Annotated in this window: 14 protein-coding genes; 13 read left to right on the top strand and 1 reads right to left on the bottom strand. The window is 58.0% G+C overall.

Annotated elements, in window-relative coordinates:
• The first annotated feature begins 244 nt into the window (after positions 1–244).
• The 8 genes from AC1MDT_RS04775 to AC1MDT_RS04810 all read left to right on the top strand — a co-directional run bounded on the left by AC1MDT_RS04775 (position 245) and on the right by AC1MDT_RS04810 (position 11,476).
• Complete coding sequence (locus AC1MDT_RS04775) at positions 245–1,900, top strand: DUF1302 domain-containing protein (protein WP_480420937.1); 1,656 nt, start codon at positions 245–247, stop codon at positions 1,898–1,900.
• Between the two features lie 31 nt (positions 1,901–1,931).
• Positions 1,932–3,290 (top strand): DUF1329 domain-containing protein, encoded by a 1,359-nt coding sequence (locus AC1MDT_RS04780; protein WP_480420938.1) that lies wholly within the window; start codon positions 1,932–1,934, stop codon positions 3,288–3,290.
• Between the two features lie 95 nt (positions 3,291–3,385).
• On the top strand, positions 3,386–4,516 hold the full coding sequence (locus AC1MDT_RS04785; RefSeq protein WP_480420939.1) for a WD40/YVTN/BNR-like repeat-containing protein: 1,131 nt from the start codon (positions 3,386–3,388) through the stop codon (positions 4,514–4,516).
• Positions 4,517–4,551: 35 nt separating this feature from the next.
• Complete coding sequence (locus AC1MDT_RS04790) at positions 4,552–7,083, top strand: efflux RND transporter permease subunit (RefSeq protein WP_480420940.1); 2,532 nt, start codon at positions 4,552–4,554, stop codon at positions 7,081–7,083.
• A 48-nt stretch (positions 7,084–7,131) separates the two neighbouring features.
• A complete protein-coding gene (locus tag AC1MDT_RS04795) occupies positions 7,132–8,103 on the top strand; it encodes a VOC family protein (protein WP_480420941.1) in 972 nt (323 codons plus the stop codon).
• Positions 8,100–8,918, top strand: coding sequence for an enoyl-CoA hydratase/isomerase family protein (locus AC1MDT_RS04800; RefSeq protein ID WP_480420942.1), 819 nt, complete (start codon positions 8,100–8,102; stop codon positions 8,916–8,918). The genes AC1MDT_RS04795 and AC1MDT_RS04800 overlap by 4 nt, the downstream gene beginning before the upstream one ends.
• 32 nt (positions 8,919–8,950) lie before the next feature.
• Entirely contained in the window at positions 8,951–9,772 is an 822-nt protein-coding gene (locus AC1MDT_RS04805) for an SDR family NAD(P)-dependent oxidoreductase (protein ID WP_480420943.1), read from the top strand.
• A 99-nt stretch (positions 9,773–9,871) separates the two neighbouring features.
• Entirely contained in the window at positions 9,872–11,476 is a 1,605-nt protein-coding gene (locus AC1MDT_RS04810; protein ID WP_480420944.1) for a phytoene desaturase family protein, read from the top strand.
• A gap of 172 nt (positions 11,477–11,648) precedes the next feature.
• Here the strand turns inward: AC1MDT_RS04810 and AC1MDT_RS04815 are convergent, their stop codons facing one another.
• Entirely contained in the window at positions 11,649–12,314 is a 666-nt protein-coding gene (locus AC1MDT_RS04815; protein ID WP_480420945.1) for a TetR/AcrR family transcriptional regulator, read from the bottom strand.
• 336 nt (positions 12,315–12,650) lie between these two features.
• Between AC1MDT_RS04815 and AC1MDT_RS04820 the strand changes: the two genes are divergently transcribed.
• The 5 genes from AC1MDT_RS04820 to AC1MDT_RS04840 all read left to right on the top strand — a co-directional run bounded on the left by AC1MDT_RS04820 (position 12,651) and on the right by AC1MDT_RS04840 (position 17,692).
• Positions 12,651–13,928: a cytochrome P450 gene (locus AC1MDT_RS04820; protein WP_480420946.1), complete on the top strand. Its 1,278-nt coding sequence runs from the start codon at positions 12,651–12,653 to the stop codon at positions 13,926–13,928.
• Positions 13,929–13,979: 51 nt separating this feature from the next.
• Positions 13,980–15,011, top strand: coding sequence for a hypothetical protein (locus tag AC1MDT_RS04825; protein ID WP_480420947.1), 1,032 nt, complete (start codon positions 13,980–13,982; stop codon positions 15,009–15,011).
• Positions 15,012–15,181: 170 nt separating this feature from the next.
• Positions 15,182–15,970, top strand: coding sequence for an SDR family NAD(P)-dependent oxidoreductase (locus AC1MDT_RS04830; protein ID WP_480420948.1), 789 nt, complete (start codon positions 15,182–15,184; stop codon positions 15,968–15,970).
• A gap of 45 nt (positions 15,971–16,015) precedes the next feature.
• Entirely contained in the window at positions 16,016–17,317 is a 1,302-nt protein-coding gene (locus AC1MDT_RS04835; protein WP_480420949.1) for an MFS transporter, read from the top strand.
• A 24-nt stretch (positions 17,318–17,341) separates the two neighbouring features.
• On the top strand, positions 17,342–17,692 hold the full coding sequence (locus AC1MDT_RS04840) for a nuclear transport factor 2 family protein (protein WP_480420950.1): 351 nt from the start codon (positions 17,342–17,344) through the stop codon (positions 17,690–17,692).
• The last annotated feature ends 21 nt before the right edge of the window (positions 17,693–17,713 follow it).

Here is a 17,713-nt window from a genome sequence, read left to right on the forward strand (position 1 = left end):
TTTTTGAACGAGGATGTCGTCTGCAATCTTGTAATTCTGTATTGAGAATTGAAATCTTTATATGGAATTATTTTTTTGCCTCGGTTAGTTTGATTGCAGGCTGCAAGGGGGTATTGCCGAGTAGGGGCATAAGCAATACCTCTCGTGAGGCTTAGGCCAGGTGCACGAACCCCGTACTTCATAAAGGCTGCAGTGTTCACCCGACCTTACATAAACGACTGAAAATAAAAAGAAAGGTGGTTGTATGAAAGATAAGACCAAGCAGGGTCGGCAGGTGTTCAGCCGCAGCGTCCTAGCGCTTGCGGTGCTAGGTGGCATGAGTGGCGCCCAGGCAGTTCAGTTCGATATGAGCAACCCTGACTACAAGCTACGGTGGGACAATACCGTGCGCTACAACCTGGGTATGCGCACGGAAGGCCAGGACAGTCGCATCATGAATACCCCGACTTACGATGAGTCGGACGGAAAATTTGGCAAGGGGGATGTTGTAACAAATCGGCTCGATCTGTTTACTGAACTCGATTTTTCCGTCCGCACCGATTGGGGCGCGAGGGTGAGCGCCGCTGGCTGGTACGACCATGCCTACGATGACACCACGGTGAAAAGCAATGTCGGCGGCCTGACCAGCTACCACAATAATCGATACAGCGATGAGGTGGAGCGCTATGTCAACGGTCCCTCCGGTGAGCTCCTCGATGCATTCCTGTGGAAGAACTTCCAGCTCGGTGATGTGCCGGTCAACATCAAAGCAGGGCGTCACACCAATTACTGGGGTGAAGGCTTGCTGTTTGGTGCGCACGCCATGTCTTACTCGCAAGCACCGAGTGATGGCGTAAAAGCGTCAACCAGCCCTGGTATTGAAACAAAAGAAGTATTTCTGCCTCTCGGGCAGGTTTCCGCAAAGGCGCAGCTCACGGATCATCTGTCCGTCGCCGCCCAGTACTTCTATGAGTGGGAAAACACCCGTCTTCCTTACGGTGGTACGTTCACCGGCGTTGGCGACTTCCTTTTCGAAGGGCCAGACCAATTGCCGGTGGGCCCCGGGGCTCTCCAGCACTCGCAATCGGTGTATGGCCGCGACAGCAATGCCAACTGGGGTGTGATGTCCAAGTACAATATGGAGGCGCTTGAATCGACCTTCGGCCTGTACTACCGCCAGTTCGACGACTACCAACCTTGGATGACTCCGCAAATACGTGGCGCACTTGGCGATTACCGTTTGGTGTATCCGCGTGACGTGAAACTTGCCGGTTTGAGCTTTGCCCGAGTGTTTGGTCCCGTTTCCGTCGGTTCCGACCTGTCGTACCGAAAAGACGGTGCACTGAATGCCGTCGGTATAAGCGACGTAGACAATGAAGGCCCGCGCGGCGACACCATCCACTTCGTCTTGAATGGCGTGTATGGGCTGCCGAGCAACTTTATTTCTCAGAACGGTACCTTGGTTGCTGAGTTCGCGTATAGCAACCTTGTCAAAGTCACAGAACATGAGGAGCTGTTCAAGTACAAAGGTAATGCTGCCTGTGTCGATGGGCATACACCCGGGATTCCCGGATCTGGCGGTGTGACCGACGGCTGCTCTACCCGCAACTACTATGCGGCTGCCGTGAACTATACCCCGCAATACCTCAATGTCTTCCCGTCCTGGGACCTGGAAGTGCCGTTGACCGTCAACTACGGCATTCACGGTAACGCGGCGACCGCGGGCGGTGGTAGTGAAGGCGCGCTGGCCTGGTCTACCGGGGTGAAGTTCACTTACGCGCAGTTGTATGAATTCAGCTTGCGATACTCTGATACCGCTAACCAATCCAAGACATTGGCCAATGACACCGTTGGTGGTAATGGTGCCGTGGGTAACACCGACCGCGGCTGGCTCGATTTCACATTCAAAACCTCTTTCTGAACAAAACCAATAAAAACGGAGACAGTCTGAAATGAAAAGACAACTTGCCTTGTCCGTTGTTCTCCTGGGTTTTGCTGCCGCAGCCCTGGCCGCGGCACCCGATGCCCAGGAACTGGGTAAGAGCCTGACGCCCTTTGGCGCGATCAAGGCTGGCAATGCCGAGGGAACCATTCCCGCTTATGAAGGCGGGTACACGAAGATCCCTGAAGGTTTCAAGCCGGACAGTGGATTTTGGGTCGATCCGTTCAAGGAAGAGAAACCGCTGTTTCGAATCGATGCGAAGAATGTCGACAAGTACGCGGATAAATTGAGCGAAGGTCAGCAAATGATGCTCAAGAAATTCCCGGACTACTACTTCGACATTTACCCGACCCACCGCACCACGGCTTATCCGAAGGACGTGCTCGATGCAACGGCGCGTAACGGTGCGGCCAACTGCGTACTGAAAGACGGGCAGGCGGTGGACCCCGCGTGCCGAGGCGGTATTCCGTTCCCGCTGCCGAAAACCGGCAACGAGGTCATGTGGAACCAGCAACTGCGCTACCGGGTCGGTCATGGTTACTCGACTACCTCGTCGTCCAACAGCTGGGTGATCGACGCCAACGGCGTGGTGACCAAGACTGCTGAACAAGCCACGTTCGAAGAAGCCCCTTGGTACCAGGCGGCGCAGGCTGATCGCGATCCGATGATGTACTCGCGCGTGTTTTCGGTGAATGGCTATCCGGCACGTCGCGCCGGTGAAATGGTTGGCCTGAATGACTATCTCGACCCGGCGGCCAAACCGCGCCGCTCCTGGAGTTACTCGCCGGGGCAACGTCGGGTCAAGCTGGCGCCCGAGTTTAACTACGACACCCCGGTGGCCAGCCAGGGCGGTGTGACGCTGTTCGATGAGTTGCAAATGTTCTCAGGTGCTCAGGACCGCTTCGAATACAAGTTGCTGGGTCGCAAAGAGATGTATATCCCTTATAACAACTACAAGTTCTACTTCGACGCCAAGCAAGAAGATCAATTCATGACCCACCACGCCAATCCGGCGCTGGAGCGTTGGGAATTGCACCGAGTGTGGGTCGTGGAAGCAAACCTCAAGCCAGGCATGCGTCATGTGTATGGCAAGCGTACCTACTATCTCGACGAAGACACCTTCGGCGCAGGTCTGTATGACGCGTGGGACAAGAGCGGCGCGCTGTACCGTTCGATCTTCCTCGGCGGTATTCAGATGTACGATAAAACCATTCCGTACAACGTGAAGAACGTGGTCTACGACTTCAACAAAGGCATGTGGGCCTTGCTGAACGACGGACTCAAGGGTGGCTACAAGATCTCCGATACACCACGATCGGAGCGGGAAATGAACGCCGAGGCGATCGTTGCCAAGGAAACCCAGCGCTGAGGTGTGTCGCCTGTCCTGCCCGCCGGTTTGCGCATCAAGCATGGCGGGTAGAACAGGTGTGTTCTGCCATGCGTGATGGTTGAGGAATAAAAATAATGAATAACCCTTTCCCTGTTTCTGTTGTTCCCTCCAAGTCGCATTTGCTGCTTACCATTGCGCTGACTATCGGTGTGAGTGCATGGGTGACGACGCCTGCCTATTGCGCAGCCACCTCGTCCAACGATTCGCTGGACGTGCCGGCGTTCCGGATAGATGAACACCTGCCTGCACCCTTGCTGTCGGTTGCCAGAGCTGGCGATGCGATGATCAGTGTCGGATTGCACGGGCTGATCGAGCGTTCCACCGATGCGGGACGAACTTGGCAACAGGTCGACAGTCCGGTTTCCAGTGACTTGGTGCAAGTACGGTTTCGCGATGAGCGCAATGGCTGGATTGTCGGTCACGACTCTCTGGTGCTGCACACCAGCGATGGCGGTCTCAGCTGGCAGGTGCAGCTCGATGGGCGCCGCCTGTTGACGTTGCTCAATGCGTACTACGGTCCTAGGGCCGAAAAAGGCGACGAGTCGTCAGCCTCGATACTCAAGGAAGTGGCAAGGGCCGCCGGCAGCTCGGCAACCCCAGGTGTATTGGCCGCTCCCTTTCTGGATGTGATGTTCGATGACCAGGGCAGCGGTTTTGCCGTAGGTGCCTTCGGGATGCTTTTGCACAGTACTGACAACGGCCAGAGCTGGGAACCGTGGATCGAGCGCAGTGACAATGACCGGCGCATGCACCTGTATGGCTTGGCTGAGCACGCAGGCACGGTCTATATCAGTGGCGAACAGGGGCTGTTGCTGCGCCTGGATGCCCAGCAACAACGATTCGTGAAAATCGACACGCCCTATACCGGCACCTACTTCGGCGTCCGTGCCTACGATCATCTGCTGTTGGCCTATGGGCTGCGCGGCAATCTGTTCGCCAGCCGTGATGACGGGCAGCAATGGCAACCCGTGGAAACCAACCTCAATAGCAGCCTGGTCAGCATCGTCGAGCAGGGCAACGCCTTGATCGTCGTGAGCCAGGGTGGGCAATTGGTCAGCGTTGACCGGCAGAGTTTACAGGTCACCCCGCTGGCGGATGCGCGAGTGGGTGAGCTGTATGCGGCCAGTGCCACCCATCAAGCCGGGAGCCTGGTTGTCACGCGCTTTAGCGGCGCCAAGGTCATCGATATCGCCCAGGCCAACTGACGCCGCCGGCACGATTCCCCTACGAGAAAGAAAAAATGGTCGAGCAAAAATTCAACAGCGGGATGCCAGTGATTGCCAACTTGGAGGACTTTGACAAGAACTCCGGGGGCTGGTTTGAACGGGTGATTTTCCGGCATCGCATGTTGGTCGTCATTGCCTGCCTGCTCGCCACTATGGTGCTGGGCTTTTTTGCTACACGGCTGCAGGTGAATGCCAGCTTCGAGAAAATGATCCCCAGCTCCAGCCCCTACATCAAAAATTACCTGGCCTATAAAGACCAGCTTCCGGGGTTGGGTAACAGCATTCGCGTGGTGGTGGAAAACAAGACCGGTGATATCTACGACGCCGATTACTTGCTGGCGCTGCAGAAGGTCAACGACACCCTGTACCTGGTCCCGGGTATCGACCGTTCCTGGATGAAGTCGCTGTGGATGCCCATCGTCCGCTGGAAAGAAGTGACGGAGGAGGGCATTGATGGCGGTGCGGTGATGCCTTCGGATTACGACGGCAGCGAAAAGTCAATCAAGGCCCTGCGTCGCAACATCATGCGCGCCGGCATTGTCGGCAACCTGGTGGCCAACGACAGCCAGTCAAGCATGATCGTCGCACCGTTGCTCGACACCAATCCGCAGACCGGAAAACCACTGGACTACGGCGATTTCTCCAAGCAACTGGAAGCGCAGATTCGCTCGCTGGAAAGCGACAAGGTTGGCATCCACATCGTCGGTTTCAGCAAGCTGGTAGGTGACCTCATCGACGGTCTTTATTCGGTGATGCTGTTCTTCGGCGCATCGGTGGTGATCGCCGGGCTGTTCGTCTATTTCTATACCCGGTGTCTGCGCAGCACGTTGCTGCTGGTGAGCGTGGCGGTGGCGGGTGTGGTTTGGTTGCTGGGTTTGATGCAAATCCTCGGCTACGAACTTGACCCGTACTCGATCCTGGTACCGTTCCTGATTTTTGCCATTGGTATTTCCCATGGCACGCAAAAGATGAATGGCATCCTCCAGGACATTGGTCGTGGCACCCATAAATACGTGGCTGCGCGCTATACCTTCCGCCGTTTGTTCCTTACGGGCCTTACCGCGCTTCTGACCAATATCGTTGGTTTTGCCGTGCTGGTGATCATCGATATTCCGGTGATCCGCGACCTCGCCCTGACCACCAGCATCGGTGTCGCCGTGCTGATTTTCACCAAGCTGCTGCTAATTCCGGTGGCGCTGTCGTACCTCGGAGTCAGCAAAAAAGCCGCGCGTATCGCCATCGCCAAAGACCAGGCAGGCGCAGAAAACAGAGGTTTTCTCGGGCGTCTCTGGAGCGGCCTCGACCGCTTCACCGAGCGGCCGATGGCCACTGCGGTAATTGCCGTGTCGCTGGTGGTGACGCTGCTCGGCAGCGTGGTGATGATGCATCTCAAGGTGGGCGATCTGGACCCCGGTGCGCCCGAGTTGCGCGCGGATTCGCGCTATAACCGCGACAACGCCTACATCACCAGTCATTACGGACTTTCCAGTGACCAGTTCGTGGTCATCATGAAGACCAATGAAGACAGCTGCCGTCTGTACCAGTCGCTGCAAAGCATGGACAAACTGGCCTGGCGCCTGCGCCAGACGCCCGGTGTACAAACGACCCAGTCGCTGGCCGAGACCGTGCGGTTGATCAGCTCCGGCATGGCCGAAGGCAGCCCGAAATGGCTGAGTATCAGCCGTGACCAGGCGATCACCAATTCGGCGGTGGATGCGGCGATGATTTCCGCCCCGGGGATCACCAATCAGCAATGTTCAGTGACCCCAATGATCGCCTATCTGGCTGACCACAAGGCCGACACCCTGGGCCGGGTATTGAAAGTCTCCGAAGAGTTCGCCAAGGAAAACAACACCGCCCCTGGCGCAGAACAGCCGGTTGAATTTCTGTTGGCTGCGGGTAATGCCGGCATCGAGGCCGCCACCAACATCGAGGTGGAGAAGGGCATCATCACGATGTACCTGGCGGTTTACGGTGCCACGGCGTTGCTCTGCCTGCTGACCTTCCGCAGCTGGCGCGCAACCTTGGTGGCGCTGATTCCGCTGCTGATGACCACGATCATTTGCAAGGCGTTGATGGTCTGGCTGGGAATCGGCCTCAAAGTGGCCACCTTGCCGGTGATCGCCGTGGGTGTCGGTGTCGGTGTGGACTACGCGTTGTATCTGCTCAGTGTGCAACTGGCGGTGCAGGAACGGGGTGGTAGCTTAGCGGTGGCTTATCGCCGCTCACTGGACTTCACCGGCCGTGTTGTCGCACTCGTGGGCCTGACGATGGCCGCCGGGGTGATTACCTGGGCCTGGTCGCCGATCAAGTTCCAGGCCGACATGGGCATTCTGCTGACCTTCATGTTCCTCTGGAACATGCTCGGTGCGCTCGTGATGATCCCGGCCCTGTCGCATTACCTGCTCAACCCCAAGAGTAATTCCAAGGCCGGTGTGACCCTGGATCTCGAAGACGCCCGCGCGCAGCAAGAACCGCGCAAGCCCGCAACCGGCGCAACTACACACTCGATGGCTGAGCTCGCCGTACCCCGGCGTGCCCGCTGACTAAATAGCCGGGCATAGGCCCAGGCTGGCAATTGTAAGGAGAAAAAAATGTTCGAGTTATTGCTGAGCGCCGACATGATGGTTCCGGACCCGGACGGCATGACGGAAATGTTGGTCGACAAGCTCGGGATCTACAAACACGAGCGCTGGCGCCAGGCGTTCGATAACCACCCGTACATCGCGCACTTTCTGCGTGTACACAAATCCCTGGCGGTATCACCTACACGCATCGAACCTCAGTGGCACCTGGATCGGCCGAACCCTGGCGACCCGTTGTTCCACGACTTTCTGGAAAGTCTGAAAGATTTCCAGGGCCACCATCGGCCGATGATTACCCACTCCATCGTGCTGGCCCTGCACGGCGACAAGTTCGACGCGCTGGTGGACAAACTGATGCGTCGACGCTTGCCATTCCGCATGGCGCAGCGCACCCCGGAAATGCCGTTCGACCGTCTGTGGCTGGGGGCGACTCCCGAGCAACCTTATTACCAGCCTTCGGTGGATGGTGGCTTGTGCATTGAAATCATGCCGACCGAGCCGTTGCAAATGCCGCCGGAAACCTACCAGTTGCCACCGATGCAACCTAGCAACCTCAAGCCCGGCGACATGGTGCGCGTCACTGCCCGTGGCTTCCTGGTGCGCGACCTCGATGAAACCCTGCGCAAGGTATCGACCAACCTCGACTGGGAACCGAGCGGCCCGGTAGAGAACATCCGCAGCGAAGGCTACCGCCGTGCGCGTATGGGATTCACTGTGCCCAACAGCGCCACCCTCGATGTCATCGAAGCCACCTACTGGAACACCGACGCTGGCCGCTACGTCAATAACTGGGGGCCGGGTCCGTACTACATCCGTATCGGTGTCAACGACCTGGCCGCCAAAGCTGAAGATCTGCGAGCACGCGGCACCCGGTTCCAGTGGATCGAATCGTCGGAAGCCGTGGGCGGCCGTCCGCTGATCAAGATCGACCCACAAGAATTCAAGGGTCAAGTCTTCGAGTTCGAGGAGTGCCCTGCATGAGTACAGCGCAAAACCAGCAGCCTCCCGAGGTGATCAACGATGCGGTGCGCCTGGAGCGTGATGCCTCTGTGGGCTGGGTGGTACTGACCCGCCCCGGGCAAATCAATGCGATCAACGATGAGATCCGCCAGGGCATGCCGCAAGCGCTGGCGCTGTTGCAGAAAGACCCTGACATTCGCGTGATTGTGATTCGCGGAGAAGGCGAGCGGGGCTTTTGTGCGGGCGCCGATATCAAGGAGCGCCGCGGCCCGGAGTCCAGCCTGCAAGTGCGCCAGCGTATGGAAAATGTACGCTGGATCGAGACCCTGGACGGCATCACCAAACCGGTGATCGCCGCGATTCATGGCTACTGCATGGGCGGTGGGCTGGAACTGGTGCTGGCGTGTGACATCCGTTTTGCGGCCCCCGATGCCGTGTTCGCGCTACCGGAAACAGGTCTGGGGCTGATCCCCGGTGGAGGTGGCACGCAGCGACTTTCCCGAGTGGTGGCACCGGGTCAGGCGTTGGACATGTTGCTCACCGGTGATCGTGTGGGCGCCGAGCAGGCGCAGCGCATTGGCCTGGTCAGTCGACTGGCCAGTGACAACGCCAGCCTTCTGCAAGAAGTGCGTGCTTTTGCCAAGCGCATCGCCAGCAAGCCACCCACCGCGTCGGCCTTTGTCAAACAGGCCGCGCGGGCGGCGCTGGAAATGGATCTCAAGCGTGGTCTGGACCTGGAGCTTGATCTGTTCGCGTTGCTGGCCCCGACCAAGGACGCCCGCGAAGCGGCCCAAGCCTTCAGCGAGCGGCGCGAACCACGTTTTACCGGCGAGTAAATCTGCACCCCTAAAACAAGAAGGATAAGGGCATGAGTACAGGAAAACTGGCAGGACGAGTGGCCATTATTACCGGCTCCGGTGGCGGCCTGGGCGCTGAATGCGCACGGGTGCTGGCGTCGCACGGTGCAAGTGTTGCGGTGGTCGATATCAATTTCGAGGGGGCCACCGCCGTTGCAAGGTCGTTGATCGACGAAGGCCATCAGGCCTTGGCGATTGCCACCGATGTGTCCTCGGAAGACGACGTGCGGGCGATGGTTGCCCAAGTTAAAGAGCGTTTTGGCCGTATCGACATACTGCACAACAACGCGGCGATTCTGAATGCCGAGCAACGTCAGCTGGACCGTGATTTCGTCAACCTCGACATGCAGGCCTGGGACCGCGCCATCGCCGTCAACCTGCGTGGTGCCGTGCTATGCACCAAGCATGTGATTCCGGTCATGTTGGAAAACGGCAAGGGCTCGATCATCTTCGCCACCTCGGGTCTGGGTATGCAGGGCGATATGTCCCTGACCGGCTACGCCACTTCCAAGGCGGGGCTGATGATGCTGCCACGCATGGTGGCCTCGCAGTACGGCAAGCAAGGCATTCGCGGCAACGCCGTGCAGATCGGACTGGCGCCTTCGGAACACGCCATGCCTGAACCCTTGCTCGACATTCTGCGTGACAACCACTGCACCGCCGAACTGGGCACGCCTCGCCAGATCGCTGATGTCGTGGCCTTCCTTGCCAGTGATGAATCCTCCTTTGTTACCGGCACCACCCTGGTCGCTGACGGCGGTTTCAGCAGCCACACGCCTTCCCTGGTGGCGATGCGCGCGCTGTTTGCGCAGATGGGCCGCACCGGCATGTAACGCTTGCCGCCGCGCACCCTATGCGGTGCGCCGGGGCTGATCTTCGCCGCCACCGCCGCCGTGAGCCGCCGTGGTTGAACTTCGACATGGAAGCATGTGATGAACCCGAACCAAAATGCGAGTAACACGGATTTCGATGTAATTGTGGTCGGTGGTGGCACCAATGGCCTGTCCGCAGGTTGCTACTTGGGCATGGAAGGCAAGAAGGTGTTGGTGCTTGAAGCGTTGGACAAAGTCGGCGGGATGGCTTCGTCGGACTACCTGATACCCGAAGCGCCGCAGCACCTGGTTCACCCCTGTGCCCTGGACATGATGTCGATGCGCGTACATGCCCATGTGCCGAAGGAACTGGGACTGGAGCGCCACGGTTTCAAATCGGTGGAGCTCGCGCCGGGGTATGTGTATCTGCACCCGGATGGACAGTCGCTGATTTTCTGGCGCGACCGCGAGAAAACCGCTGCCGAGATTCGCCGTTTCAGCAGCAAGGACGCCGAGGCGTTTCTTGAGTTCATGAAGGTCATCGACATGTTCCTCGATATCGCGCTGCCAATGATGCGCGTCGATCCGGCGAAGTCGAACCTGGGCGTGAAGCTGAAGATGCTTGGCACCGCGATCAAACACAAAGCCTTGAAACCCGAATTGATGGCGTTGATGACAGGTTCCGCACTGCAGGCGGCGCGTGAACGTTTCGAACATCCTGTGACCATTTCCGCGATGTGTGCACTCACCGGCCTGGCGGGCGATATCAGCGCCGACGGTGGTGGCCTCTATTACGCCTTGCTGGGTTTCCTCCACCGTTTTGGTGTGGGCCGAGTCATCGGCGGTATGCAGCAATTGAGCAATGCCATGCGGGCTCGGCTGGAAGAGCTGGGCGGTCAGGTGCTGGTTTCAGCCAGCGTCAGCGAGATCGTTGCGAAGAATGGTCGGATCAAAGGCGTGAAACTGGTTGATGGCCGGCAGTTTATGGCTCGCGCAGTTATTGCCGGCTGCCATCCCAAGCCAGCACTGGATATGGTCACCCGCGGCGAAATTCCCCAACACCTGCTGACCCGCATCGCCATGGCGCCGGCCAACGGCAAGGGCTCGGGGCCACTTAAGGTGGATGTTGCCTTACGTGGGCAGATTTCCTTGCCGCGTTTTGCTGCAATGCGCGGCGACGGTGTGGACCTACGCAAAACCGTAATGTTGATCGGCACTGAAGAAGCCGTGCTGGAAAACTTCGCCGCCTGTGCCCGAGGCGAGGTCCCGAAGTTGCCCTATATCACCGTGGCCGCACCGAGCGCCGCCGACCCTTCACAAGCACCGGCCGGCCAGGATGTGTTGTACATCTATCCGCCGGTGATGCCGGTGAACCCCAACGAAGGCTGGGACGCGCTGCGTGAGCGAGTGGCCGATCAGGTGCAAAAACAGTTGTACGACTATATCGTGGGGATCGAGGGGCAGGTGATCGGCCGGCACATCGAGGCGGCCCCGGACTTTACTGCGCGCTTGAACACTGTGAATGGCTGCGTGGTGCATATCGATACCACTTCGTTGCGTTCGAGCACCATGCGCCCTGCATACGGTTTGGGAGGCGATACGTTGCCGGTGGCAGGTCTGTATTTAGGTAGCGCCGGCATTCATCCGGGCGGTGGGGTCAACGGCATGGCCGGGCGACTGGCGGCCAAGCGGGTGAGTAAATACCTGAGGAAAAAGGGAAACTGAGCAGGCTCCTACAGGTTGAGTACACATCCAGGGCCGACAGACAAAACCTGTGGGAGCGAGCTTGCTCGCGATGAGTCCGGTGCATTCAACATCAATGGCGCCAGACCCACCGCCATCGCGAGCAAACTCGCTCCTACAAGGGGATTGCGTTTATGCAAAGCGCCGACAACGGTTAAACGCTGTCGGCGTTTTTTTCTGCACCCAACGAAATACTCGCCAGGACAAAGTCAGCCGAATACTGGCGCCAGGTGGCCATGCCTTGCGCTGAGTCAGTGTCCAGTCCAGCCAGTGCCGACATCGAGTAGCGGTTGGTGAACCAGCCCGTGGTTACCAGCGATGCACTCGCCAGCAAAAGGCGTGGGTTAATGTCCGCGCGGAAATCACCGCTGGCGGCCCCACGCACCAGAATGGCGTCGAGCTTGGCGATGAGCGCCGGTGCCATTTCCAGAAAACGGTTGCGTGGTGTTTCGTGAGTGTCGTGGTAGCGAATACCTTCCAGCGCCAGGCTGCCCAGGAAAGGGTCAAAACGGTATTGGTCGAAGAAATGGTTGAGCAAGTTACGCATCGCCAAGGGCGGTGACAGCTGTTCGATATTGAGATTGACCAGCTCTGACATGATGTTGTCCGAAGACTCGTCCAGCACCGCGACAAACAGCCCCTCCTTGGAGTTGTAGTAGTGGTAGACCAGTTGCTTGGTGACGCCGGCGTCCCGGGCAATTTCTTCCACCCGCGCACCGGCCAGCCCTTTTTTTGCGAACTCCACGCGCGCAGCCGCGAGCAGGCGATTCATCGTATTGCGTTTGCCCTGTTCGCCACCTTCTGCTGCCTTTACCGCCACCTCGAACTCCTCATGCCTGTATTGGCCAGGCTATTGATACCTTGAAGCATTTTCCTGGGTGCCTTCGTTTGACCCCGAGTCAAACGAAGCGGACTACCCGTGCAGACGCTAGCGCATACCATAGGTTCGCAGCCGAGCAATCTTGGTGTGCACAAAGAATAAAAACAAGAGACTCGTCGTTGCCACACCCGCAGTTGCCGGTTAGCCGACCTCCGGTTTTCGACCCCGTTGCTGTTGTCGCGATGCAATGCGAGGCCAGTCTCGTTGGTATTCCCCCATGTCGTCATGCGCATGGATAGACAAGCGCATGCGATAGCCGATTGATAGGAGAGCCTGATGAGCAACGAAAGCGCAGCATTGGACCTGGCGACCGCTTATTCCGCCGTATCGGAATTGTTTCGCGGCACTGACCTGGACATTCATGCGGTATGCCGCGAGCAACGGTTGAAATCGCCTATCTATGTCGGGGACTTCATCACCCAGTTCGGGGTTCCGACCAATGCGGGCACCCAACAGGGCACGCGCCCGACCTTCGCCTTGTTCAAATACCAGGACGTGATGACTGTTCTGCGTGATGGCGCGACCTACACCAGCGGTTTTATCGCCGAAGGTCTGGGAGTGTTTTTCGATGGGTTGATCATTCTTGCCATGGACGGTGACGAACACCGCAAGGTGCGCGCCTTGCTGCAACCGGCGTTCATGCCGGAGACCGTGAACAAGTGGCGCCCGCAGATCGATCAGGTGATTCGCGAGGAGTACATCCAGCCGATGTTGCCGGCCAAGAAGGCCGACCTGATGAAGTTCGGCCTCGAACTGCCGATTCGCATCATGTACGCCCTGATGGGCTTCCCCTCGGATGAACCCTCCAAGTACAAACAATATGCTGCCTGGGCCTTGGCCATTGTCGGCGGCAACCAGATTGACCCGAGCAAAATGGTTGAAGCACGACGTCAGGCGGGCATCGCCGTCAAAGGGTTGTATGACGCGCTTGCAGAAGTCGTCGTGCAACGCCGTGCCGAGGGCAGCCTGGGCGATGATGTGGTGGGGCGTTTGCTGCGTGCGGAATACGAAGGGCGCACGCTGGATGACCACGAAGTGATCACCTTCACTCGCTCGCTACTGCCGGCCGCCGGCGAGACCACCACGCGCATGTTCGGATCGGTGATGACCTTGCTGCTCACCACGCCCGGATTGCTCGAACGCGTCAAGGCCGACCGCTCGCTGATCGGCAAGCTGATGGACGAAACCACCCGCTTTGAACCGGTGGCCACCTTCAAGGTGCGCGAAACTGCCAAGGAAGTGGAATTTCACGGTGTAAAAATCCCCAAGGGTTCGTTCGTCCAATGCATGGTGGTGTCCGCCAACCGCGACGAAGACGCTTTTGAAAACCCGGATGTATTCGACATTGACCGCAAGCCAAAACCCTCCTTTGGGTTCGGCTTTGGCCCGCATATGTGCATCGGTCAGTTCGTGGCCAAGGTAGAGATCAGCTGCGCGGTCAACGCGATCCTCGATCTGTTCCCCAATTTGCGCCTAGACCCGACTCAACCGGTGCCGCAGATCGCCGGTGCTCAGTTGCGCGGCGTTACCACGCTCCCGGTGATCTGGGACTGAACCACGTTTCAAACCCGTTTCCAGGCCTTAACAAAAACAACAGAGGGCATTATGAGAACGTTTAAAACCATTCCAGAACGCGGTGATTTCGGCTTTCAACAATTGGTTGGCCCGCACAAAGTCACTGGCGCTTCGATGTCTGCCGAACGCGGCTTCTTTGGCCTGCATTTGAGCAAGAGCTCGCCGTTCGGATCGGTGCGCGATGAGCAGGGCAACATCTATTCATTCGTACGGTCGCTGATGACGCCCAATGGCACGCCGAACCCGACCAAGTTCTTCTATCTGAACAACCACGTCGACAACGTCAACCTGCGTATGGACCACGAAAAAATGGCCCGGCAGGCACTGACGCCACTGCCGGTGCATAACCTGGAAGGTGATACCGCACGCTGGGCCAGCCAACCGGGTGAACCCGGTAACGGCTGGGAGATCACCGCCAACAGCGAACGCTTGACCTGGAAAGAAGAAGGCCTGTTTCACCTCGAAGGCCGTCTGCTCGGCCCGGGATTGCAGTGGTACTTGCCAGGCGTGGAGTGGGGTACCTTTTATGTTTCACAGTTGTGGGATATCGCCGGGGTCTGCGAGGGGCGTCCGGTAAAAGGCGCCATGGCGCTGGACCAGTTCTACATGGCGGAAGGCGGTGCCATCCACTACAAAAAAGACCTGGTGGTGAACAACAACAAGCATGTGATCTGGTGGTCCTTTGTCACCGTTTATAAGGACGGCACGTGGGATACCGGTTCTTTCATGGTCGGTCACGACCACTTGGGTTACGCCATTTTCAACAATGAAAAAGGCGAGGTACGGGTCACCACCGATATCGAAGGGCTTACCGAGCACAAGGAGGGCAGCTACTTCCTGAAGTCCGCCAAAATCGTGCTGGAAGGCAAGGAAGAGTGGGAATTCCTGCCCGACGAGAAGGGCGAAATGATCGACTTTGTCGGTGGCTTCCCGATCACGGCTCAGCAGGAAGGGCGTTGGCGTCGGGTTGGCGATACCCGCGAGCCTTCGCACTGGCTGGGCTGGGGCGAGTCGGACCGGCGTAACGGCTCGGCCCGTAACGTCCCAGGCAAGGACCTCTAAACCAACCGATTTTCCCTGTAGGAGCGGGCTTGCTCGCGATGGACGTGAACGATAACGCGCTAAGTCTGATGCTTAACGGTGCTCTCAGGTTTATCGCGAGCAAGCTCGCTCCTACAGGGGCTTCGCACTGCATCTGTAGTCTCAACTAATAACAACAATGAGGAATCACGATGAAATTCCGCGACAAAGTCGTGTTGGTCACCGGTGCCGGTCGAGGCATGGGGTGCGCCATTGCCCTGGCCTATGCCCGTGAGGGCGCCAAAGTGGTGGTGTCGGCACGCACCGCTCGATTCGGCGAAGAAACCATCGGGCAAATCAAGGCCCTGGGCGGTGAAGCCTGCCTTGTCGGTGGAGACATCGCCGACCGCGAGGCGATCAAGTCGATGGTGCAAGGTGGCGTAGAGCGTTTTGGCGGCCTGGATATCGTGGTGCATTGCGCCGCCGATACCAGTCACGGGCTGATAGCCGAAATGGCCGATGACACCTTCGATCACATCGTACGCAGCAATATTCAGTCGTTGTTCTGGCTGGCAAAGGACAGCGCGCCTTACCTGTCCAAAGCGGTCGACAAAGGCCGACTGATTTTCATCTCCTCCGGTGAAGCCAACCGCAAATACACACCACGACTGATTGCCTATGGTTCCAGCAAGGCGTTCATGAATGCTTTCGCCCGCGGTTTGGCAGTGGAGTTCGGCGCCATGAATATTCTGGTCAACGTCGTTGAGCCTGGGCTGATCGGCACGGACCATATGCTCGAAACCCTGGGCAATGAACTGCCGCATAAACTCGCCGCACATTTCCCGGTGGCGCGCTTGGGCGAGACCGCCGACATTGCCAATGCCGTGATGTTTCTCACCTCAAACGAGGCCTCCTACATCACTGGCACGTCGCTGTTGGTGGATGGCGGCGCCACCATGATCGCGCTGCCCAAAGTCGAAGAAATCCTCAAAGGCCATTAATCATGTCGCGCGTCCGCGATGGCGGCCCGCGCCGGGAGTCAGGTCATGACAACAAATACATGCAATAGCAGCGATACGGCCCACGGTGGCAATGATTTGTCGGAGTTCAAGCGCGGCTGGCGCGTGGTGTTGCTGGGTCTGTTTGGCATCTGCACCAGCATTACCGCGGCGTTGCTGTATGCCTTCGGCACCATGGTTATCCCGCTGGAACAGGCCTTCGGCTGGAGCCGTGGTGACTTGCAGGCCTCGATCACCTTTCTGTTTGCTGGGGTGGCGATTTCCACGCAGGTGGTCGGCTGGCTCTACCGTCGCTACGGTCTACGTCGAGTGGCGATTGTTTCGATCGTGCTGCAGATCGTCGGCTACTTCGCCATCAGCCGAATTCAGGGTTCTATTGGTTGGTTGTATCTGGCATTTTTCAGCATGCCGATCATCTGTGCCGGCACCATTGCGATTACCTGGACGCAACTGGTCAACCTCTGGTTCGAGCGCAACCGTGGTCTGGCGCTGGCCGTGATTCTGTGTGGCACCGGGCTGATGGCGATGATTCTGCCGCCCCTGTTGTCGCGGCTGATTGCGGCCTATGGCTGGCAAGCTGGATTTATTGCATTGGGGGCGATGCCCTTGCTGTTTACGCTGCCCTTTTCATTGATGTGGTTGCGCCTGCCGGCACAGCACGTCAGTAATGAGGCTACGACGCAGAAGGCGCTCCCGGAGCTGACCGGGATGTCTTTCAAACAAGCATTACGTTCGGGGACGTACTGGGGTTTTAACGTCGCGTTGATTCTGTCTGTGTCGTTGACCGTCGGCATGGTCACCAATATGGTGCCGATGCTGCAAAGCAAGGGTTTGAGCGCCCAGCTAGCGACTCAGATTTTCAGTACTTTTGGTATTTCCATTATCGGCGGGCGTTTGTTGGTGGGCTACTTGCTGGACCGCTATTCACCTTCCTTAGTGGCTGCGGTGAGCTTGGCGCTACCCGCGTTGGGCTGTGCGATCTTCCTCTTTAGCGGCGCGCAGAGCATACCGCTGCTGGTGCTTGCTACCCTGTGCATCGGCGCCAGTGCCGGCGCAGAATTCGATTTGGCGGCCTTCCTGATTGCGCGCTATTTCGGCCTGAAAGACTACGCGCGGATCTTTGGTTTGCATTTGTGCCTGATCACCATTGTTTCCGGACTGGTGCCCATGTTGTTCGGTCATCTTTATGATGTTTACGGCAGTTATTCAGCGGTGCTGGTGTGTTGTTTCTGCTGTGCCCTTATCGGTCCGACCATTTTGTTGTGGTTGAAGATGGAACCGGCATTTCTGGCGCACCAGCAACATCTGCAGCAACGGGAACACGCCTGAGCCCCACCTGAGGATGAACGTGACATGAGCATGGACAAACACGCAATCGAGCACTTCTTGCACGGGCAGGTCGACTGCTGGAACAGGGGCGACAAAGAGGGCTTTTTTGCCTATTACCGCAGCGTCTCGGCCAATGGCTTGAGTATCGAATACGTCGGCAGATCCCAGCACGATGCCTGGCAAGTTCTGGATGGCATGTGGGCGCAACAGCAACCGAAGATTCGCGTCGAGGTGCGCCAGTGCATCGTCAATGGCAATGAAGCAGCGTGCCATCACCTGAATGCCTTTCGCGAGCAGGAAGGAGGTATCGAGACGATCGAGTTGTATCGGTTCGAAGAGGGGCAGTTGTTCGTGCGTTATTTCATCAACCAGTAATGGTTAATCACCTGAGTGCGC

The organism is Pseudomonas sp. ASL7, from assembly GCF_056680375.1.